Origin of the sequence: Trinickia sp. (assembly GCF_036503415.1) — a bacterium.
Lineage (GTDB): Bacteria > Pseudomonadota > Gammaproteobacteria > Burkholderiales > Burkholderiaceae > Trinickia.
In genome coordinates, this window is record NZ_DASXWY010000151.1 from 1 (window position 1) to 21,012 (window position 21,012).

14 protein-coding genes and 2 pseudogenes are annotated in these 21,012 nt (G+C 61.4%); 4 read left to right on the forward strand and 12 right to left on the reverse strand.

Annotated elements, in window-relative coordinates:
- Positions 1–414, forward strand: a pseudogene (locus VGL01_RS18530) (hypothetical protein); the annotation flags it as partial.
- Positions 415–461: 47 nt separating this feature from the next.
- Here the strand turns inward: VGL01_RS18530 and VGL01_RS18535 are convergent.
- The 3 genes from VGL01_RS18535 to VGL01_RS18545 form a co-directional block, all read right to left on the reverse strand.
- Positions 462–2,321, reverse strand: coding sequence for a putative bifunctional diguanylate cyclase/phosphodiesterase (locus tag VGL01_RS18535; protein ID WP_331571883.1), 1,860 nt, complete (start codon positions 2,319–2,321; stop codon positions 462–464).
- A gap of 220 nt (positions 2,322–2,541) precedes the next feature.
- Positions 2,542–4,143 carry an MDR family MFS transporter gene (locus VGL01_RS18540; RefSeq protein ID WP_331571885.1) on the reverse strand — a complete coding sequence of 534 codons (1,602 nt, stop codon included), beginning with the start codon at positions 4,141–4,143 and terminating at the stop codon, positions 2,542–2,544.
- The gene (locus VGL01_RS18545) at positions 4,136–5,275 is read right to left on the reverse strand and encodes an HlyD family secretion protein (RefSeq protein ID WP_331571888.1); all 1,140 of its coding nucleotides are present in this window, start codon (positions 5,273–5,275) and stop codon (positions 4,136–4,138) included. The genes VGL01_RS18540 and VGL01_RS18545 overlap by 8 nt, the downstream gene beginning before the upstream one ends.
- A gap of 124 nt (positions 5,276–5,399) precedes the next feature.
- On the opposite strand from VGL01_RS18545, the gene VGL01_RS18550 reads away from it, so the two are divergent.
- Positions 5,400–6,140, forward strand: a complete 741-nt coding sequence (locus VGL01_RS18550; RefSeq protein WP_331571890.1) for a CerR family C-terminal domain-containing protein — start codon at positions 5,400–5,402, stop codon at positions 6,138–6,140.
- A 65-nt stretch (positions 6,141–6,205) separates the two neighbouring features.
- Here VGL01_RS18550 and VGL01_RS18555 read toward each other — a convergent pair whose 3' ends face one another.
- Together VGL01_RS18555 and VGL01_RS18560 are read right to left on the reverse strand one after the other, a co-directional pair.
- Positions 6,206–7,516, reverse strand: coding sequence for an MFS transporter (locus VGL01_RS18555; RefSeq protein ID WP_331571892.1), 1,311 nt, complete (start codon positions 7,514–7,516; stop codon positions 6,206–6,208).
- Positions 7,517–7,608: 92 nt separating this feature from the next.
- Positions 7,609–8,625 (reverse strand): ABC transporter substrate-binding protein, encoded by a 1,017-nt coding sequence (locus VGL01_RS18560; protein ID WP_331571894.1) that lies wholly within the window; start codon positions 8,623–8,625, stop codon positions 7,609–7,611.
- Positions 8,626–8,872: 247 nt separating this feature from the next.
- Here VGL01_RS18560 and VGL01_RS18565 point away from each other — a divergent pair, with 247 nt between their 5' ends.
- Positions 8,873–9,538: a response regulator transcription factor gene (locus tag VGL01_RS18565; protein WP_331571897.1), complete on the forward strand. Its 666-nt coding sequence runs from the start codon at positions 8,873–8,875 to the stop codon at positions 9,536–9,538.
- Between the two features lie 4 nt (positions 9,539–9,542).
- Positions 9,543–10,946: a sensor histidine kinase gene (locus VGL01_RS18570; RefSeq protein ID WP_331571899.1), complete on the forward strand. Its 1,404-nt coding sequence runs from the start codon at positions 9,543–9,545 to the stop codon at positions 10,944–10,946.
- On the opposite strand, the gene VGL01_RS18575 is transcribed toward VGL01_RS18570, so the two are convergent.
- The 7 genes and pseudogenes from VGL01_RS18575 to VGL01_RS18605 all read right to left on the reverse strand — a co-directional run bounded on the left by VGL01_RS18575 (position 10,943) and on the right by VGL01_RS18605 (position 20,719).
- Positions 10,943–11,806: a hypothetical protein gene (locus tag VGL01_RS18575; RefSeq protein ID WP_331571901.1), complete on the reverse strand. Its 864-nt coding sequence runs from the start codon at positions 11,804–11,806 to the stop codon at positions 10,943–10,945. The genes VGL01_RS18570 and VGL01_RS18575 overlap by 4 nt on opposite strands.
- Positions 11,807–12,208: 402 nt before the next feature.
- Positions 12,209–13,444 carry a glycosyltransferase gene (locus tag VGL01_RS18580; RefSeq protein WP_331571903.1) on the reverse strand — a complete coding sequence of 412 codons (1,236 nt, stop codon included), beginning with the start codon at positions 13,442–13,444 and terminating at the stop codon, positions 12,209–12,211.
- Between the two features lie 381 nt (positions 13,445–13,825).
- Positions 13,826–15,736, reverse strand: coding sequence for a GmrSD restriction endonuclease domain-containing protein (locus VGL01_RS18585; RefSeq protein ID WP_331571905.1), 1,911 nt, complete (start codon positions 15,734–15,736; stop codon positions 13,826–13,828).
- 725 nt (positions 15,737–16,461) lie between these two features.
- Positions 16,462–17,397, reverse strand: a complete 936-nt coding sequence (locus tag VGL01_RS18590; protein ID WP_331571907.1) for a hypothetical protein — start codon at positions 17,395–17,397, stop codon at positions 16,462–16,464.
- On the reverse strand, positions 17,376–18,272 hold the full coding sequence (locus VGL01_RS18595) for a hypothetical protein (protein WP_331571909.1): 897 nt from the start codon (positions 18,270–18,272) through the stop codon (positions 17,376–17,378). Before VGL01_RS18595 ends, VGL01_RS18590 begins: the two co-directional genes overlap by 22 nt.
- 982 nt (positions 18,273–19,254) lie before the next feature.
- A pseudogene (locus VGL01_RS18600) lies at positions 19,255–20,198 on the reverse strand (IS110 family transposase).
- Positions 20,199–20,509: 311 nt separating this feature from the next.
- Positions 20,510–20,719, reverse strand: a complete 210-nt coding sequence (locus tag VGL01_RS18605) for a hypothetical protein (RefSeq protein WP_331571911.1) — start codon at positions 20,717–20,719, stop codon at positions 20,510–20,512.
- Positions 20,720–21,012 lie beyond the last annotated feature (293 nt).

The following is a 21,012-nucleotide window of genomic DNA, read 5'->3' on the forward strand; positions in this document are numbered from 1 at the left end:
GCCGGAATCATGCCCGATTACGAGGGCCACGAACCGAAGCATCTGGTGTTCTCGATCGATGAAGCCGTCGACATCGAGTGGGGTTCGGATCATGTACCGGAGGCCACGAGCAGAACCGATGGCGCAGCGAATACAAAAGCACTGCTCGCACGCGCACTGCCGCACCCTGCCGCCCAATGGGCCGACGACTATGAGAAAGACGGCCATACCGATTTTCATCTGCCCTCGCTCGCCGAGCTGAACGTTGCGTACGTGACGATGCCGGAGCTGTTCTTCGCGAACGACCTGTACTGGTCGAGCACCGACCGCGATGCGATCACGGCTTATGCGCGCAATTTCGGCGATACGGATCTGGACTTTCTCTTCAAGGTTTTCCCAGCGCGCGCACGTGCGGTGCGCACGGTTCCCGCCTGAGGAGGCACGGAGGGTGCGTCGTGGAGCAGGCGGCGCGCCTCGCCGCGTCAGACCACGATGCGTCCTTGTCCATCGCATGGCGCATCGCCCAACTGCGGCAAGGTGCCGCCGTCAACCAGCAGGCGCGTCGCAGCGTCGACATCGAGCGGCTTGCTGTAAAGGTAGCCCTGCGCGTCGACGCAGCCCAGCGAGAGCAGAAAATCGCGTTGCGCGACCGTCTCGACACCCTCCGCAATGACCGCGAGGCCAAGGGTCTTGGCGAGCGTCACGATTGCAGTCGCGATCGCGCCGGAGTCGCCCGCGCCGATCCCTTCCACGAATGCGCGGTCGATTTTGATGCGGTCGATCGGCAGCGTGCGCAATTGACCCAGGCTCGAATAACCTATGCCGAAGTCGTCGATCGCGATGGTGATGCCGGCGCGTCGGAATTCGCCGAGGCGCCGCGCCGCAGTTTCCGGCTGGCGCATCAGCGCCGTCTCGGTCACTTCCAGCTCGACGCACGCCGGATCGATTCGCGTCTCGTTCAAGATTCGCTCGAACGTTTCGACCACATCCGCACGTTGCAGTTGGAGCGGCGAAACGTTGACTGAAATGCGCGGCAAACGCACACCCAAGCGCTGCCACGCGACGACCTGCCCACAGGCTGCGCCCAGCACCCATTCGCCAAGATGCGAGACGAGTCCGGCAGTCTCGGCTACGGCGATGAAATCGCTGGGCTGGATCTCGCCGAAATCGACGTCATTCCAGCGAACCAGCGCTTCCAGGCCACGCAGTTCGCCCGTGCGCATGTCGACCTGCGGTTGATAGTGCAAACGCAGACCGCCCGATTCGATGGCCTTTCGCAACCGCGCCGACAGCCGCAACCGGGCATCCGCTTCGGCGCGCATCCTCGGCTGATAGAGCTCATAGCAGTTGCGGCCGCGGTTCTTGGCGGCATACATCGCGATGTCGGCGCTGTGCAGCAGACCGGCCGCATCGCGGCCGTCATCGGGAAACGAACTGACGCCGATGCTCGCTCCGAGCAAGAGCTCGTGTCCGCCAACGTCGATCGGCGTGGAGACGGCTTGCAGCACGGCCTCGGACAGTATCGATCGGCGATCGGCGCCATTTTCCTTGCTGTGGCGCGCAACGATGACGAACTCGTCGCCGCCGTAGCGTGCAACGATCTCGTCATCGTGCGCGCACGCCGCGAGCCGTTTAGCCATTTTGACGAGCAGTTCGTCGCCCACGTTATGGCCCAATGCGTCGTTGACGGTCTTGAAGCCGTCGAGATCGATAAAGAGCACGCTGATTCGCTCCTGCGCGCCCTCCGCCTCGGCCAGCAGCGCCTGCAGGCTCCCGGCTACCGTGCCGCGATTGACAAGTCCCGTGAGGCTGTCTCGTTCGCTCAGCTCGCGCAACCGCGCCGAGCGCTCGATGAGCTTGGCGGACACATCGTGCGTGGTCTTGGCGAGCACGAGCGGATAGACCACGGCAACGGGCAGCCACGCGAAGGCGATGTAGGACTCGGCGCCGATGAGTACCGACGGCGCACCCAGTATGACGACACCGAGGAAGATCGCGCAGGCGCTTGCGAGCGTGCCGGCCAAAAAGAGCCGCCAGCCGCCTACCGCCATATTGTCGAGCGCGAACATGAGCAGAATTACGATCGTGCCGATCGGTGCGAGCTGTATCGCGACCGCGAGCCACCCACCCCACGCGGAATCGCAGACGAGGTTCACTCTTTCGCGCACGATCGGCTGCGCCGACCGCTTTGCCTGCAGATAGGCCACATGCGGCCATATCAGGCAAATCACCAAAACGGACGCAAGGAGCCACGCCCCGGCATGCTGCGCATGCAGGTGGAGCAGGATGGGCGGCAATCCCATCACATAGCCAACAAGGCGGATGACGTAGATGCGCCGCACCAAACCGGCGCCGCGCCCCCTTTCACCCGACTCCGATGTCAGCACACGTCACCCCCGGCGATTTTTCATATCTTACCGAGAATATATGCCGTCCTCGACGAGATTCCGTAGCGGGGCGTGCCGTCGAGGGCCACTGCCGTGTCGGCACGTCGCACCCGGTCCTGAGCGGCTAAGCCGGTTGGGTCTGCGTAGCAACCCCGATGCCCGGGAATGGACGCGGTCAGTGACCGGCTGCACTTGCGTCGACAGACACTTGTTTGGGCGTTCTCAATAACAGTGCGAGCGGGATGCAGACGAGCAACGCGATGGCCAGGACGTAGAAGGTTTCGGAATAGGTCATCACCATCGCCTGCACCTGAATCTGCTCGGCGAGCTGGCCAAGCGCCTGCCTATTCGCGTGAGCCGCATCGCTCGCGCGGGCGAGCCAACCCGCCGCGTCGGCGGCGATTCGCTCCTGCCCGCGAAGGGAGTTCGCTGTCACCGACTCGCGAATGGCCTCGATATGAAAGCTGTTGCGACGATCGATGACCACGCCGATGATGGCGAGGCCGACCGAGCCGCCCAGGTTGCGAGCCATGTTGTAGAGGCCCGCCGCATCCGCCGACTCCTCGCGCGACACGGCCGCCATCGATGCCTGGTTCAGCGGCATCATCGCGAGCATCTGTCCCACGCCGCGCAACAGTTGCGACCAGAGAAAATCGTGGCCGGCGCTTTGCGACGTCAGCCCGGTATCGATGAAACAGCTGATCACGAAGCAACCCAGACCGCTCACTACCAGCACCCGAAAATCGACCTTGTTCAGCAAGCGCGGCAAAATGGGCATCACGAGAAACGCCGGCAAGCCCGCAAGCAACATGATGCCGCCCGATTGCTCGGCGTTATAGCCCGCGATGAGGCTCAGGAACTGCGGTACGAGATAAGAAATCCCGTAGATGCCCGCCCCCACCGCCGAGACAATGAGAATGACGCTCGCATACCGAATGTTGCGCAGCAGCGAGAGCCGCATGATCGGCTTGTGGGCAACGAGTTGAGACACCGCGATCAGCACGAAACCGAGCGCCGCAATCGCACTCATGGCGACGATCTCGTTCGATTCGAACCACTGGTTGCGCTGCCCTTCCTCGAGCACGACCGTCAACGAGCTCAGGCCGATCGACAGGCCGACGATGCCGATCCAATCCGCCTCCACGAATTCGCGCCAGCGCGGCGATTCACTGGGCAATCCGGTCAAAAGCAGCGCCAGAAGGGCGACGCATACCGGCAGATTGATGAAAAAGCACCAGCGCCACGAGACGTTCTCGGCAAGCCAGCCGCCGACGACGGGGCCAAGCAACGGACCGAGCAGGACGATGAGCCCGAAGATCGTCATGCCGATGGCCAACTGCGCGCGCGGCAATCGCGTGCGAATGATCGTTTGCGCGGTCGGGATCATCGCGCCGCCCGTGAAGCCCTGCCCGATACGGCCGACGATCATTGCCTGCAGCGATACCGACATGCCGCACATCATCGAAAACGCCATGAAAAGCGCCGCGTTCGCGAGCAGGAAGTTACGCAGGCCGAATACGCGCGTGAGCCAGGCCGCGAGCGGAATCATGACGATCTCGGACATCAGATAGCCGGTCGAAATCCACGTGCCTTCAGTGCCGGTCGCGCCTACGGCACCCTGAATCTGCGGCAGCGCCGAGTTCGTGATCGAGATATCGAGTGTGGCCATCAGCGCGCCGAGCGCGCCGGCCGCGACCGCGATCCAGTCGGCAGCGCTCGCCCGCTCGCCATGAGCTGGGGTATCGGGCAGGCCGGCAGCCGATGCCGACTCAGCCATGCCGATTCTCGCTGACGACGCGCTTGTCCTCGTCACGGGCCGAGCGCGTGTCGACATCGACCGTCACCGACAGCCCGGGCAAAAGGAGATTGCGCGTTTCACTGCCGGTTTCGATGCGGATGCGAACCGGCACACGTTGGACGATTTTCGTGAAGTTGCCCGTCGCGTTTTCGGGCGGCAGTAGTGCGAACTGTGCCCCGGTGCCGGGCGCGAAGCTATCGACGACGCCATGCAGGTCGACACCGCGCAGCGCATCGACATGCAGCGTCGCGGGCTGTCCCACCCGCATACGCCGCATTTGCGTTTCCTTGAAATTGGCTTCGAGATAAACCGCGTGCACCGGCACGACCGACATCAGCCGCGTGCCCGGCTGAACGTATTGGCCGACCCGGACGCTGCGATCGCCCACGCGGCCCGCGAGCGGGCTCACGAGCGTGGTGTTTTGCAAATCGAGCTGCGATTGACGCAAACTCGCACCCGCCGCTTCCAGTTGCGCGCGCGCCTGGGCGATCTGCGCCGTCATCGATGTCACCTGAGCCTGCGCCGAGCGAACCGCGGCCGCCTTGGCCGTGAGCGTCGCGCGCGCTTGATCGCGCGTGCTCGTCAGCTCCGCAAGATGGACCGCCGTTTCCGCGCCTTGCGCGGTCAGCGGCGCATAGCGCCGCACATCGTCCGCGGCATGCTCGAGCGCGACGCGCGCAACCTGCTGCTCCGCCTGCGCCTGCGCGACGATAGCCTTTTGCTGCTCGACGTCGGCCTCGGCGCGCGCGAGATCGGCGGCGCGCGCGTCGACGGTCGCCTGCGCCTGATCGACGGCAGCCTGATACTGGCGCACATCGAGCCGTACGAGCGGCGCGCCGGCCGCTACCGCCTCGTTGTCCGCGACCCGCACCTCGGCGACATAACCGCTGACTTTCGGTGCGATCGTGACGCTATCGGTCTGCAGGTAGGCATCGTCGGTCGTTTCGATGAAACGCCCGTGCGTCCACCAGTATGCAAACCACGATGCACCCGCTATCGCGAGGGCGATCAGCACGACTGCGAGGAGTACACGTTTGTTGCGGCGCCCTGGCGCGCCGCGCCCCGAGCGCGGCCCGTCGATGCGCTGGGAGGCATCGATCGTCTCCGACATGATGTTCGATTCCGGTTGATACGAGGCGCTCAATTTATTCCACTTGGAAAAAATGTGTCAAGTGATATATTTTTGCCTCGGGCAACAGGTCGATCCAGGCGAGAACGTGAGGAGCACGAAGCCCATGAATGAAATGAAGCGGGGCCGGCGCCCCGCGCAAGGCGGGTATGCGCGCGGCGACGAAACGCGGCTGCGCATCATTCACGCGGCCATCGAGCTGTTTGGCGAGCGCGGCTTCGACGCCGCGTCGACACGCGATATCGCCGCGCGGGCGGGCGTGAATGCCCCGGCGCTGCAGTACTACTTCGCCAACAAGGAAGGGGTCTATCGTGCCTGCGCAGAGCACATTGCGGAGATAGTCTGGGAACGCTTCGCGCCGGTCGTGCAAGGCGCGAACGAAAAGCTCGCGTCCGGTGCGGACACGCCTGCTCTGATCGACGCGTTCATCGACATCCAGCGGGTGATCGCCGAGCGGATGTTCCTGTCACCTGCGACAGCCAGTCAACGCCTGTTTTTCGTACGGGAGCAAACGGGGCAGGAGCCGTCGATCGCGTCGGAAATTCTGCAAACGCGAATGCGCGCGCCACTGAACCGCGTCGGTACGGAATTGGTTGCGCGCATCGGGGGCACGCGCATCGACGATCCGGTTACGCGGATTCGCCTCTTGAGCCTGCACGGCCAGATGATGGTATTCAATGTCGCTCCGCGCTCAGCGCTGACGCTGCTCGAGTGGACGCAAATCGATGCCGAGAAAAGCGCGCTGATACAAAGGACGATCGAAGCTCAGACGCGTGCGCTCCTGAACCTTTGGGCCCAGGCGCGCGCAGCGGGAGACGATGGGCAAAGCGGCGGCGGCGGGCTTTGACGGCACGCTCGACAACATGGAGGCGTCGTTGAGCGGTCGCCGCCAAGCCTTCGCAGCCCGCTGCCTCAGGCTTGCGCGACGATGAGCCGCCGCTCGGTCTGGAACCACGCGATGGCGGCACCGAAACAAAGGACGCTCAAGCAAACGATCGGCACGATCATGGGGCCAAACGCGGTGCCTGTGGCCTTACCCGCATAAGGCATGAGATTCTGGCCGAAAAAGCCGCCGAGATTGCCGATCGAGTTGATCGCCGCCACGCTTGCCGCTGCTCGCGCGCCGCTGAAGTAACGCGGCGGCATCGACCAGAAGCACGGATAGAGCAGCGGGATGCATGCCCCGCCGAGCACGAGTGCGATGAAGCGAAGCGGTGTCGTCGGCAACAGCAGACTGCAGGTGAAACCGAGCGCACCCACCGCGGCGACGACGGCGATCGCCTTGAGAACGCCCTTGCTGCGCTTGAGCTTGCCCGGCAAGTAGAGCAGCAGCAGCACGGCGATGGCCCAGGGCAGCATGCTCAGCAAACCGTTGGTCGTGCTGGCGACACCGAACGACTTGACGAGCGTCGGCAGCCAGTAGGTCACGCCGTACAGCGACGTCGACATGAGCATATAGGTGCAGGCGAACAGCATGACACGCGGATCGAGCAAGGCCTTCCAGGGATGCTCGTGCACCGCGTCGACCGGTTTCTCGCGCTCGAGCGCCGCGAGTGCGATCTGCTTTTCGCGTGCATCGAGAAAACGTGCCTCTTGCAGCGATGCGGGCAGGATCTTGAAGACGACGAGTGCGACGAGCACAGCGGGCAAACCGGTTGCCACGAAGACCCACTGCCAGCCGGCCAGCCCGAAGGCGCCATCGAGACTCAGCAGCCAACCGCCCACGAGCGAGCCGAGCATATTGGCCAGCGCACTGCCCAGCGTAAAGATGCCCAGCACGCGCGCTCGGTAACTCTGCGGGAACCAGAGCGTCAGATAGTAGATGACTCCCGGGTAGAAGCCGGCCTCCGCGACCCCCAGCGCGAAGCGCAGGCCGCAGAAAACCCCCATCGAGGTCGTGAAGCCCATCAGCACGGTGATGGCACCCCAGGTCAGCATGATGCGCGCGAGCCAGACGCGCGCGCCGAACCGGTGGAGCGCGAGCGTACTCGGTACCTCGAACAGCAAATAGCCGATGAAAAAGAGCGACGAGGCGAGACCGAAAGCGGCTTCGGTCATGCCCAGGCTGTGCACCATTTGCAACTTGGCGAAGCCGACGTTCTGACGATCGATGAACGAGATGAGGAACATGAGCACGAGAATCGGCATCAGACGGCGTGCCGTCTTGGCCATGACGTGCCGCTCTTCGGCTGATGGCGAGTGAAGGGTATCGCTTGGGTTCACAGGGTAGGCTCCTCTTTCGTATCGACTTGAGTTCGGGTCCGGGCATAGCCGGTCTTCTGGTTCATCGTTGCGCTGCCCGCGGGCACCGCTCGTTACATCGCGCCATAGCGCGCCAGCGTCGGAGCGAACATCTCCTGCCAGCGGCGCGGCTTTGCCTTGATGGTCCCGGTGAAGGAAAGAAATTCCACGTAGTCCATCAATTGCTTCGGCACAGCCGAAAAATGCGTTTGCTCGTCCGACAGCATCTGCAGGACGTCATCGGCCGACACTTCGACGCCTGAACCCGCCACGTAAATCGAAGCCGCTCGCCGCCGGTCGCTTTCGATGAGCCGATTCGCTTCATCCAATGCGTCGAGGAACGCTTCGACGAGCACAGGTTCGGTATCGACGACCTTCTTCGGCGCGAAGACCACGTCGAGCGTCAGCGGCCCCAACACGTCGCTCGCGTTCAGCACCCGGTGGATACCCGGCTGGCGCAATTCGAGATAGGAAAACGGCGGCGCGCAGAAATGCGCCGTCACGCCGCCCTGACGGCGAACCAGCGCCTGCATCGCTTGCGGATGCGGCAAATTGACGGTCATCGCATCGAGCCGCGCGAATTGCCGCACCCCGAGCTGCTTGGCGACCACCATTTGCAGGACGACGGCCGATAACGACGTGCGGATGCCCGGCACGGCGATCTTGTCCGCCGCCGAAAAATCGGCGATCGACCGAATGGACGCCTTGTTCGTGTTGAGCGAGAGCGGCGCACGGCCGAGACCGCTCACGCCAATGACCTCGACATTCGGAATGCCACGGGCGCGGGCCCACAGTTCGATGAAGCCCGGCGCGCCGGTTCCGGCGAAATCGAGCGTGCCTGCCATCATCGCGTCGTTGATCGAATTGCCTCCGTCGAGCAGTACCCAATTGACGGAAACCTGTCCCATGCCACGACGTGCCGCATGTTTTTCGAACAGACGCTGTTGCTCCATGACGAGCAATGGCAGATAAAGCACCCCATAGCCCTTCGAGATGCGTACCTCGCGCGGCCGTGGCAAGGCGAGGGACGGCGCGAGCGATGCGCCGAGCGCCGCGATCGTCAATGCGCGGCGGCGTCGATTCGCCATCATCGTCTCCCCTCCTTTCCCCTATGCGAGCGCCTTCGCAGACCTTCACCAGCAAGAGTCGCCGCTCGATGCGTTCTATGGACGGAGATTACCGGGCGAGTCTGAGAAAATGCTGACAAGCGCGACTCGGGAAAACCCCTCTATCCGCGATGGAACCGCGCAGGTCATAAGCAGACAGCCGCATGCGTATCGGCAACGGCCGACAGCGCGAGCCAATGACATCGCCAAAGGAAATAGCAAGGGCAGCATCATGCGTATTCTCGTCGTGGAAGACGACGCACAAATCGGCGCCGCGATTCGCAGCCGCCTGTCGCGGCTCGGCCATGCCGTGGACCTCGAAACCGATGGCGCGATGGCTGACGCGCTGCTCGACACCGAATCGTTCGATCTCGTCGTGCTCGACGTGATGCTGCCTTCGATGGACGGCTTCACGATCTTGCGTCGCATGCGCGAGGCGGGCGGCAAGACACCGGTATTGCTGCTGACGGCTCGCTCGACGATCGACGACCGCGTGAGCGGGCTGGGCCTCGGTGCGGACGACTATCTCGTGAAGCCATTCGACTATCGCGAGCTCGACGCACGCGTGCAGGCACTACTGCGCCGTCAAAGCGGCCATGCAAACGATGTCGTCCGGGTAGGCACGCTCGTCATCGACCGCAGTAACCGGCTCGCCGAACTCGATGGCAAGCCGCTTGCGCTATCGCGCCAGGAATTCGCGCTGCTCGAGATTCTCGCGAGCCGCCCGCAGCGAATATTCTCCAAGGACGAGCTGCTCAGCCAGCTCTTCAGCTTCGATAAGGAACCCAGCACGAACGCTGTCGAACAGTACGTGACGCGCGTGCGCAAAAAGCTTCAGGGCAGCTCGGTCGAAATCCGGACGGCACGCGGCATGGGGTATCAGATTGCGACACTTTGAAACGATGAAGCGCACGCTTTTCGGGCGCACGCTGTTGTTCATCGCATTCGTCGTCGTCTCGGGCGCGATTGCGCTTGCCGTCATTGCCCGCTATTACGCGGGCGTCGCAGCCGAGCGGGCGTACGATCAATTGTTGTCGGGCGCCGCCGTGCAGGTAGCCGAAAACCTGTACGTGCAAGGAGGCGTGCTCGCACTCAATCCGCCCGTTGCCGCATTCTCGACACTATCGAGCTACGACGTCGTCTACTACAAAGTGACGGATTCGCGCGGTCTGGTCGTTGCCGGCGATCCCGCACTTGCGAGCCGCGCAACGCGTGCCGCGACGCGGCTTGGCCCGGAGTTCGAAAGCGGCGAATACCAGCATCAGCGGGTACGCATCGTCACGATTGCGCGCTATATGCCCGAGGAAACCGTGCCGGGTTGGGCGACGATTACCGTTGCGCAGACCACCCATGCACGGCAGCAGCTCACCAACGACATGAGTCTGAAAGTGTGGACGCTGATCGTGCTGATGAGCCTGCTCGCGATCGGTGCGAGCGGCCTGGCCATCAAGCGGGGGCTGCGTCCGCTTGCGCAGATCGAAGCGATCATCGCAGCGCGCGATCCCGCGGATCTTCGCCCTGTCGTCGCCGACACGCCCAGCGAGATTGCCGCGATCATCGGCGCGATCAACGTTCTCATGCAGCGCCTCGCGAAACGGATTGCATCGATGCAACGCTTCATCGCGGACGCCGCCCATCAGATGCGCACACCGCTTGCGAGACTCGATGCGCAAATCGAACTGCTCGGCGCAGAGCACGATGGGATTCACGATCGAGAGCGGCTTGCTGCGTTGCGCGACACCTGCGCCGACGTGGGGCGGCTCACCGGCCAGTTGCTCAATCATGCGATGGTCATCCACCGCTCCGAGCTCGTCGCGCTTGCGCCGCTCGATCTGAACGCACTCGCGAAGGAGGTGCTCGGACGGACGATCCCGCTTGCCGATGATCGCGATGTCGCCGTCGCGTTCGAGAGCGACGCTGCCCGCACCGAGATTGTCGGCGATGGCATCAGCTTGCGCGAAGCGCTCTCGAACGTACTGCACAATGCGCTCTCTCACGGCCGCGCCGACGAGATCGTCGTATCGGTGGCGTCGACGACGACGTCCGTCGAGCTGACGGTGCGCGATAACGGCTGCGGTATTCCCCGCGAACAGTGGGAAGCCGTACTGCAGCCGTTCGTCAGCCTGGGCAACGGCAGCGAGCACGGCACAGGTTCGGGCCTTGGCTTGGCGATCGTCAGCGAAGTGATGCAAGCGCACGGCGGACGGGTTGCATTCTCGTTTCCCGCATCAGGCGGATTCACGGTGACGCTTTCGTTTCCACGTCACAACGCGCTCGAACGCCCGTCCGCCGCGACCAAGGTTTAGGAGCAGCTCAAGGCCACCATTCCGGAGATCACACCGGCAGTGGGCGAATGCAACGTATAGCTCGCCGCCAGGTAAGGTCTCAGAGGATCGCGCCCGAGAAAGCGACTGGCCACGGCATATCGCTCGGAACGCTGGGCACCGTTATGGGACACTTCCTTGTGCCGCGAGGTATAACCACCGGGCAGGCTCTCGAGCGTAACGGTTTGCGCGTCCTGCCCGATCGAGTAACGAAGCGAAAGCGTCATCTCCGCCCGGTCCTTATCCGAGCCGCGACGAATCTCAGCCGATGCGTCGAGTAGCGTGCCGGGTGCCGTGTTGCCGTCCATCGCCGCGGGCTGCGTTTTCGACGCCAGTGTGCAGTGCATCACTGAGCCCGGCTTGAGGTCGACATCGACAGGCCGCCCCACGGCCCAGACACGCCCTTGGTTCCGGTTGTAGGTCGCACCGGACGAATCGGAGCCGTCAGTCCACTTGCCGATTGCATAGGAGCCATCGCCCGCCAGGTCGGTCACGGTACCCGAGAGCAGCGAAAGGTGATCGCCGAAGGCGATGTAGGCGCCAGGCGCGGCTTCCTTGAGTTCGGCCGTTTTCATCGTGCCCATGAAGCCCGATATCGTATCGAGACTGGCCGAGGTCGGCGAAAGCAGCAGCACATCGACCTCTCCGTCGACGCCTTCGACCGACACCGATTGACCGGCGACCTGGATCGCCGACTTCGGCGCTTCCGCCTTGCTGTGGTCCCACCATTTTTTGTCATCGCCGCCGTTACACCCCGCCAGCACGACGAGTGCAACCGGTGCGGTCAACGCAACTGCACGCTTGACCGATAGCGCGCAGCGGCGCCCATAATCTCGCTTCATTGTTTCTCCGAACGCTCCGAGGAAGTTGACGGACGCAGGACCACGAACGCGGGCCTGCGTGAGCGACGTCGGACGGCGGATGGCCGAGGGCGGCCGCGTTGGCCACGAGAACGGTCGCGCGCCTGACGTCGAACAGCCTCGAAATCTATTTCACGGAGGGGGAACAGCCCTCAACTGAGGGGTTTTTCGGACCAACGGAAGGGGCGGGGTTCGTCGCTCGATTCAAAAGCGACAGCAGCGGACCAAACGAGGGGTTTGGCGCGATTGGAATCCTCCGATCAGCGCCGTTTCTAGGACAAAGGGAAGCAAGCGCAAGCGTCACTATGATGTTCTGACGTGCGACAGCGCGAATGGACCAACGAGGCGTTCGGCAGCGATGCCGCCCGACCGGAGACGGCTATGCTACGCGGCGATCTTGCGGCGCGCCGAACGGATGTCTTCGAGGCAGTCATAGAGCCGCTGATTGCTTTGCTTGACGTCGAAGAACGCCGCACGCGCCACGGCCACCTCGGCGTATGCCTGCCTGAGCGGCTCGTCGTTGATGAGGCGAGCCATCGCCGCAGCCATAGCGTCGACGTCGCCAACGGGCACGAGTACGCCCGCCTTGCCGTGATTCAGGATTGCGCGCGGCCCGGTAGGGCAATCGGTCGCCACGACGACTTGACCGAGCGCGAGCGCTTCGATGAGGACCATCGGCATGCCCTCGTTCTTCGAACTCAGTACGAGCATCGAAGCACCCGCCATGACCGGATGCGGATTGTCGAGCTGGCCCGTGAAATGGACACGCCCTGCAATCCCGAGCTCGCGAGCGAGCGCTTCCAGTTCGTTACGGTGCGCACCGTCGCCGACGATGACCAACTGCTCGTCGACCGCGTGTTGGCGCACCATCGCCGCATACGCGCGCAACAATGTGCGATGGTCCTTTTGCAATTCGTCCAGGCGCGCGACCGAAACGATATACGGGCCCCCGAGGCCGAGTTCGGAGTGGCCAGCCGCTGCGCGCTTGCGTACGGCCTCGACGTCGATCGCGTTGGGCAGCACCGCGACGCCTTTGAGCTGGCTGCCAAACATTTGCATGGCTTCCTCGGCCATCTGCTCGTTGAGCGCGCCGAGGCAATCGTATCCACCGTATTGGCGCAGCAAGCGCCGCACTCGATTCGCGCGACCGCTCAGCCGCGCCCGGAAGCTGAAGTGATGGATGCCGAGCCACGCCACATCGAACTGGCCACACAGCCGCCGCAGCGACATATCGTAGTCGATGATGACATCGACATCGGATGCGATCGCTTTGATCCGCTTTGCCACATGCGGGCGCACGACCAGTGCGGAATGTACGTCGCGTGCGACACGCCCCGGTTTTCCAAGGCGGTTCTGGTGACGTCTGCTTTGAAAGTATCGGAGCCACGGCCGGTCCGCGAGTACTTCGATGGGAACGTCAGCCGGGATTTGCGCGCGGAAACGGTGTTCCAGCGCGGGCGACGCATAGGTCACCGACAGCGACACGCGAAAAAGGCTGCGATCGAGGATCTGCAGCCACTGCAAGAGCGACGATTCGATGCCGCCGTTATTGAAGTCGGTGATATGGAAGTGAGCGCGAATGCGCTTGCTCTCCCGGGTTATGCGTCGTTGCTTCGCCATTCTGATTTTTAAACACCCCGTAAATCGCCGCACTTGTCCGTGCGGTCTTGATCGTCTGGCAGACCGCGCATCCGGACCGAGCAGGCGGGTTCTGACGGCGCAGTGTACCGGGAGGGGCCAAAATGCGACAAGGGGTTGCGTGAATATCACGCAACCCCTTGTTTTGTTTGGTGCCGGCTGCAGGACTCAAATTCGCGATAAAAAACAGTTTCAAATCAAACAGTTGATTTGTTCATACCGCAAAAGTATCGACAAGAATACCAACAAAATTTTCCATATCCGGCATGGAATCCGTCATTCACTGGAACGATCGTTATCGACACCCTGCGCTAGAGGTGAATCACCTTGCCTGCGAAGCACAGCGGATTGTACCCGACACCTTCACGAAGCTATGACCATGTCCGCCTCGATGTTTTCCTCATCGATGGAGACGTCCTCGCCCTCTTCCCGCTCATCCCCCGTCTCCGTGTACGTGGTTTTGCCAGTCGCCTGCTCTATCAAGGTCAGCAAACGCTTCTGCCGGTCGACCATAAAAGCTTCGAACGCGTCGCTGCGCAGAAGTGCCGGGGCAATCAGGTGCGAAGCCAAATAGCCATCCAACCGTTCCGGGTCGATCGACGGCGTATTTTTATCACCGCCCTCCAGCTTCGCCAAATACTCGGACGGCGCGACACCCCCGATGATACGGTTGGTGCGGAACGACAGCGGCGTCTTGTTGATGATGGAATCATAAACGGCCGGCTTGATGCCTTGCTTCTTGCACCAATCTTGGGGAAAGACGTGATGAATATCGACGTTTTCGCCAAAGAACACCGTGTGGTCAAACTTCTGCCCGGAGCGAAAATCCTCCGCGCCTTCCTTCATCAGCAGCGCGTTCACGCCTTTGTAGGCTGCCGACAAGCGCATGCGCATCGTCTTCAGTCGGTCGGCACGGAAAACGGTCTCGCTCACGGTGGAGGGTTCAGGGCCGCCTTGAAGCCAGCGCGGAACCTCCATGAAATCGCGAGCAATACGCGACTCCACTGCGGAGCCGTACAGCTCCCCAAATACACCATTCCAATACCAGCGCACAAGTTTGGCGCGAATTGCCTCATGCTCCCAAGCGTCGCCGATGTCGGCGATGATCGCCGCAAGCGGCACTATCTGCGACTGATAGGGAAGGTCGAAGATCCGGTAGATATGCTGCATATGCAAGAACTTGGCGGCCTGCACGAAACCATGCTCGACCTGCTTTTCGTACCGCTTATAAGCCGCCAGCGGCAGATTCAGCAACGCCTGACGGTTGCCGATCACAGCAGGAAGCTCTTTACCAGTTTTGCCGGCGCGTTCCGCTTCGCGGCGGCGGTCCCGCGTATAAAACAGCGAAATTGCCTGAAGAAAGTCGGTATTGCTAACGTTGGCGATAATTCCTGCCTCGGAGTCCGCCGGTCGCTGAATGTCCACGAATCGGCGGTGCCGCCCCTTTTGCTCGTCGTTGCCGTACCAATCTTTACGCAACTCATGACCATCCGCCGCGTACATTGCCGTTACTAGCTCGAATGCATCCAACGGCTTGCCGCCGGTGTTCACCTTCTCAAATACCACGCACACTGCTTCCTTCGACGTGGTTCGGTCCAGCGAAATCACGGGCACGCGGTAATACTTGAAACTCTCCAACACTTGGCGTTTAAAGGCGCGGAAAGCCTCGCGCACTGCCTCATGCTCGTCCCCACGCCAGTGCTTATCGAAGCCGTCCTGCCACCGGTCCCAGTCGAAAACCTGCGATACGGGATACATCAACGCCGCGTATTCCTTATCGGGGGCGGAGAGGTCTAGGGCCACCTCGCGACCGAAATCAGTACGAATTACCCTGTCCTCGGGCACGCCGACGATGGCCTCTTCGCGGTCAACAGTCTCATCCAGCGCTTTGCGTATGTCGATGTAGAACCAGCGTTTTACCTTCTTGTTCTTCGGCGTAACTGTCTCCACGACCTTGCCGCGAAGTGTTACCTGATACAGCGAAGTCATCCGTTGCTGCCCGTCCAGCAGCAACGAATTCGGCGTAAGAGTCTTCGCCTCGATTGGCGCCCCCTCCACCGGCCGGGGCTTGAAGTTCACTTCCCCACCGGTTTCAAGCGTCATGAGCGCGCCTACGGGAAAAGCACGGGAGATCGACGCAATCAGGCTTTTGATGCGATCCTCATCCCACACCCAACTCCGCTGAAAGTCGGGCAGTTGCAGCACACCACGATGGCAATCTTCCAAGAGCTTGTAGAGATCGTAGGGGTTGGTCTGAAACGTCGAGCCGGCCATTTCGTATGTCCTTGATTGTTTATGTGGTTTCCAGCTCGCCAGCGTAGCTTGCGGACAGGAACAGTTGGGCATAGCGGGGACCAGTGCATCCGTGCCCGGCCTTGGCGTTCAGTTCAGCCGAGGTTCCAAAGTCTAACCCACCTGTGGCGAACTCCCGCCTGTCCCAAGTTACAGCGTGCCTCCTGCGGCGCGCTGGCATGGAGTCGCAGGACGCGATGACTGCGACTCCACGGTGGCGGATCAGTCATCCGCCCACTCGTCGAACATTCCCTGCACCGGCGGCGGGGATTCAGGCCACTATCCTCCCCGTCGTCGGTACGGTCCGGAGCCTGAATCGCATCCGGATCGGCACCTGCGTTGCGGATCAGTAATTCGGCCGTCAGCGCTTCGAACCGATAATACGCAGCACGGGCGCTTTGGCGCGAATACACGACCTTTTGAAGGTGCTCGCGGGGCAACGAACTCACCGGGGTACTCGAGTACTTCGGCCAGCCTCGGCCGCATTCCACTCTCGACCGGGCTCAATCGTCGTTTCTTCTTTTCGTTTGCGAGGCATGTCGGCTCCTTTGCCGATAGTTTATGCCTCACACACAAGAAACCGGATAGGCTCCAGCGTATGCGGTCACGCAGACATCAACGAGCAAGCGCAGAAGCTCTCTGCATGTGTGACGCGTGTTCTTCACGTGACCAATAAGTGCGTGACGTTGTTCAAGCGCCTCCCAGGGTTAGGCCCATAGCGAAGCTCGTCGCACGGTTACCAGAATCGCGCCAGCGTGGACTTGAAGGTCTTCCAACAATACTGCGCCTTCCTCGGGGCTTTGGGCCTCGATCACAGACATTTCCTTCTGCGAGCTCATGAACTTCAGCCTCTCCAGCAGTTCAGTCGCGATACGTCGAGCTTCCGCGCTGATCGGCTGGTGCATCGGTCCTGTGTTGATGAGCAAGTAAGGAGATGCGATCGCCTCGTCTTTTCGCAACAGCGACGTCGCGACATCAAGCTCTAGCAATTTGCTTTCGGCTTCTTTCTGTAGCGCAATCAAACGGGATGGCGACTGCGGGAGGCTTGTGACCTGAACAAGGTTCGGACCATGTCCATAGTCAATCGTGATCTCCGGTGCCCCAGGCCAGCGGACGCGTTGATTGAAGCGATGCCGACGCTGTTCATCGTCGCCCGCAAATGCTGTGCGAAGAGATCTTATAAACTGACTCGTCGGAACTGAATTCCTCTGAATCGCCTCAGTGACTTCACTATATGCGTCGCGCGTTCCGAATGCAGAGAGCATCCGGATAGACGAATCCACCACTTGGCGCTCGGAATAGCCCCTGACGCGCGCCGGTGCACCGACGCGAAACCCGTCAAATGGTGCCAGAAGATCTTGAAGATCTACGCCAGCCTCAAGTTGCTTTTGGACAAAGCCAGATACGTGCTCGAGAATACCGAGGGCAGAGACCGCGCGCTTCGCACCAAGCATTGCGCGAAGTTGATGCGGATCGAACGCCACGTGCGTCGATGCGCTACCCACGGTGGGCGTTTCGTATCGGATGGCAACGACTGCGACGAGCCTCTCGCCGGTTGAGTGGTTCGGCTCCCATAGCACCGGCACCACCCTAGCAGAGTAGGGTGGCGCATCCCAAAAATTCACGTCGTCGAGTCGTTCCATAGTGTTTCGGCAGAGGGCCTTTCAAGGCGCTGCGCAAGATAGAGAGGTAGCGGCTCCAGGCGCAATGCGATGAGCTCCACGATCAGCGCTGCCATGTTTATCGTGGTCGTCACCGTTCCTTCGGGTGGGAGCCGCCATCGGCGCATCTCGATCGCGAGCATTTTAAGTCGCTGCGCGTGGCGAGCAAACTTTGCGGCTTCCTCTTCGATACCATGATCCACCGGCCGACGCTTCAACAACTGGGTAAGCAACTGATTGATGCGGGCGGTATACGTGATCACGTGCCGTTGAGAGCTGGCCTCAGCAATCGCCTTATACAGTTTGGTTACCGGCTCTAGCGCCAAATTGTGATCGAACAACCACCACTTGACACCATCAAAAAGTAAGTTTTGGGCGTGACGATCCGGGTTCGCGACCAACTCGTCCCACGCGGCACCGGCCCGCCCCGTATCGTTAGAGCAGACGCTTTCCCAAATGTGCTCTTCGCCGCTCTCGCCTGCATCCGCAAGTCGAACCATGAACGGGTCTGGCGGCTGAAATAGGCTCCCGAATAACACTACCCTTTCTGATTTCATGCCGGTGGGTCGTCCCGGCAAGTCGTCAGCCTCCGCAATTACTAGCCCCGGGGTTGGTACAGGAAGCTTGAGAACTTGTGACGCGAGACCACAGGCGAGTTCGATGTCCAGCTGCGCGGCATTCGGGAGGTATTTGACGACAACCGGAATCCCAGGCTCGTCTGCTCCCGGGATGCCCGCTAGACCTTTCCATGCGTGGTTGAGGTGCTTCCCCCGCAGTTTTTCCGGTACTCCGAGAAGCCGATATACAGGCGGTCGATCCGTAAGCTCTCGTAAATCAACGGGAATCTTGTTGCTCAACGTCGCCCCCGGCTTCAGATAAGTGCCATTTGCGCAGGCTACCGACAAAGAATTCGCGATGCCACCAGTGAACGCTCTTCACCGCGGTGGCGAAAATCGCCTCGCACTGCTGGACCTCGGGGATACACCGTTGCCGACTCGTAGTGCCGCCGCCGTTGAAGGGCGTCCGTCGGTACCTTCCTTCAGCCATCACACCACCTCGCAGCGGGGCGAACGAAACGAGATTCAGCCATATATTACTGCAGCGAGCCCCAGGCCCCTCCTGTGGCTACGCCGGTGCGGCGCTGCATCGGTGTTCCCCCTGCTAGGAGTTCGCGATGCTATCTCCAACTCCCCTTGACTATTTGAACGCGTTCGCGCTCGCCTTCGCAGGCGGCGCACTCTGTTCCATTTGTCTTTGCAAACACGTTGACCGCGTTCGACAGGAGGCAGCGATACATGCATGAACGCCCGCCCTCACTTCCGTTTGACGATGACGAAGATTCGTGGCTGCCGGAATGCCCTTCTCCGAAAGCCTCCAGCAAACCAGTTTGTACGGCTTGTCTTGTGGCTTGGCGTGCGGATAGCGAGATCTGAAAGGTCCACGTCGTTGGTACCAACAGGCGTTTGCGCGATACCAGCGAATATACCAGCAAGCCTACTGGACCTAATTCGATGCCATCGGACCTTCCGACGGCATCGGACAACAATCTATGGTCAGCCTGACTTTTGCAAGCGAGGCGGTGTTGACGTAAATTGGGCATGCGCAAATCTATCCGGGGTCGTTGAGGGAACAGGTTCCCGCCCCATGATGAGAGCCGCGCCGGGCAAACCTCAAAAAAACCCGCAGCATCGGAGCGCTGTTTGTTTGGTCAGGTTGCTTGCCCGGCCGTTGAGCCGTTTATGTCTTCACGTATCTCACGTCGCAAAACCAGGAAGTGACTGGGTAAAACGGCAATGCAGGCGGCGCACCGCGTCAGGTTGCTGCCACAGCCTGAAGACCCTAGTAGTGTGTTCCGCTGGCGAGGATGGCCCAGGCGATCCTCGCCAATTTGTTGCCCAATGCACACGCCACCACGTTGGAATGCCGTCGGGTCAGCAGGTCGCGGACTCACGCGCCCAGACGATCGGTGCGTCGCTCGATGTGCAAGCGCGTACTGCACGAGCAGCCGCCTCAAATGCCTATCGTCGCGCTTACTGATTCCCAGCAGCGTTGCGGCGTGGGACCAGCCCGAGGGATGCTGCGAACTGGCGGGCGTCACCCAATTCAGTGGCCAGCACGCTGGCCGTGATCGGACCGATGCCGGGAATCTCCGACAGGCGCTGGCTGCGTTCATCCTGCCGCAGCTCCCGTATCAGCTCGCTTTCGGTCTGCGCGATTTGCTCATTGAGGTACTTGAAATGCGCTTGCAGGCGCTCGAGCAGCGCAATGAGCTGCAGCGGCAGAGCGTGCGCCGCCAGCACGGCTGGAAGTCGACGAATGACGGCCCCCCCTGGGCAGGCTGCCCCCAAATTCCAGCAGAAAAGCATGGATCTCGTTGACGGTGCTAGTCCGGTCGCGCACCAGCGCTTCGCGTACCCGATGCAGAGCCGAGATCGTCTGTTGCACCTCGTTGCGCGGACTGACGAACCTCATGCTCGGACGCGATGCCGCTTCGCAGATCGCCTGCGCATCGGCGAAGTCGTTCTTGTTGCCTTGCACGAAAGGTTTCACGAACTGCGGGGAGATCAGCTTCGCGTGATGCCCGAGTTCTTGAATGCGACGGGCGACCCAGTGCGCGCCAGCACATGCTTCCATGACCACCGTACAACGACATTGGCAAGCAGCATGAACATCTGGCTGCGCGTCAGCTTCTTGGGAAACACCATGCGGCTCGATGCCGACTGGGCGTGAAGGTGAAAGCAATGCTTGCCAAGATCGATTCCGATCAACGAGATGCTGTCCATGGCAATCTTTCATAAGGAAACCGCCCGATCAGCGTAAGCCGATCGGGCGGTTTCGGTCAGGCTGACCATCTCATTAAACCACGCAGAATCAAGGGCTCTAGCGGGGTTTTCGGACGACTTCGGAGGTCGTCGGGAGAAGCATATGGTGCCGGCTGCAGGACTCGAACCCGCCACCTGATGATTACAAAGCTTCAACAAACATCAAACAAATCAGCCACTTACCAAATTTCTCGATCTACAAAGACGCTGCAACAACCGCCTGCGAAAGCGCGTCCTGGCTCGATCTAGTTTTCGATTGTAGAACGCGGGGCCTAGTCCTCCCCCTTCGCCCATTTCCTGCACGCCTCGGCGTGGCCGGCAAATTCATCTCCCCGCTCTGCCAAGGCTAGCGCCCATGCAGCCACTTCGTCCTGCGATGGGATCATGCTCGACGGGCACTCATACAAGAAAAACGCGAGCATCGCATCCACCGTCTTTGAATCGCCTTCAGAGATGAAGCTAGGGAGAGGGGTTGTACTCATGATGTAGTTCCTGCCTGTGGGTCAGGCATTACTACCTCACTGGCGCGCGTGCAGCCAGTGCGACTCGGTGCTCGGGGTTATTTGGTCGCGCGTCGCCTCTGATCACCGCCGACAACGCCGCTGTTCCGTGAGGTTATTTGGTCGCGCACCCGAATAAGGCGCTTTGACTGTCGTCAATCGATGCGACGTCTGGGGTTATTTGGTCGCCCTGGCACATGCCCCTGGCAGCGCTCTCCGACCTGTCACACGCGGGGTAATCTGTTCGCACACCATGCAGCAGGGCTATATGCCAG

What these genes read in the sequence shown, in the direction of transcription:
- VGL01_RS18565 (WP_331571897.1), top strand. Translation starts at nt 8,873, where the DNA reads ATGCGTATTCTCGTCGTGGAAGACGACGCACAAATCGGCGCCGCGATT.
- VGL01_RS18560 (WP_331571894.1), bottom strand. Translation starts at nt 8,625, where the DNA reads ATGATGGCGAATCGACGCCGCCGCGCATTGACGATCGCGGCGCTCGGC.
- VGL01_RS18540 (WP_331571885.1), bottom strand. Translation starts at nt 4,143, where the DNA reads ATGGCTGAGTCGGCATCGGCTGCCGGCCTGCCCGATACCCCAGCTCAT.
- VGL01_RS18575 (WP_331571901.1), bottom strand. Translation starts at nt 11,806, where the DNA reads ATGAAGCGAGATTATGGGCGCCGCTGCGCGCTATCGGTCAAGCGTGCA.
- VGL01_RS18580 (WP_331571903.1), bottom strand. Translation starts at nt 13,444, where the DNA reads ATGGCGAAGCAACGACGCATAACCCGGGAGAGCAAGCGCATTCGCGCT.
- VGL01_RS18545 (WP_331571888.1), bottom strand. Translation starts at nt 5,275, where the DNA reads ATGTCGGAGACGATCGATGCCTCCCAGCGCATCGACGGGCCGCGCTCG.
- VGL01_RS18585 (WP_331571905.1), bottom strand. Translation starts at nt 15,736, where the DNA reads ATGGCCGGCTCGACGTTTCAGACCAACCCCTACGATCTCTACAAGCTC.
- VGL01_RS18550 (WP_331571890.1), top strand. Translation starts at nt 5,400, where the DNA reads ATGAATGAAATGAAGCGGGGCCGGCGCCCCGCGCAAGGCGGGTATGCG.
- VGL01_RS18570 (WP_331571899.1), top strand. Translation starts at nt 9,543, where the DNA reads ATGAAGCGCACGCTTTTCGGGCGCACGCTGTTGTTCATCGCATTCGTC.
- VGL01_RS18605 (WP_331571911.1), bottom strand. Translation starts at nt 20,719, where the DNA reads ATGAGTACAACCCCTCTCCCTAGCTTCATCTCTGAAGGCGATTCAAAG.
- VGL01_RS18590 (WP_331571907.1), bottom strand. Translation starts at nt 17,397, where the DNA reads ATGGAACGACTCGACGACGTGAATTTTTGGGATGCGCCACCCTACTCT.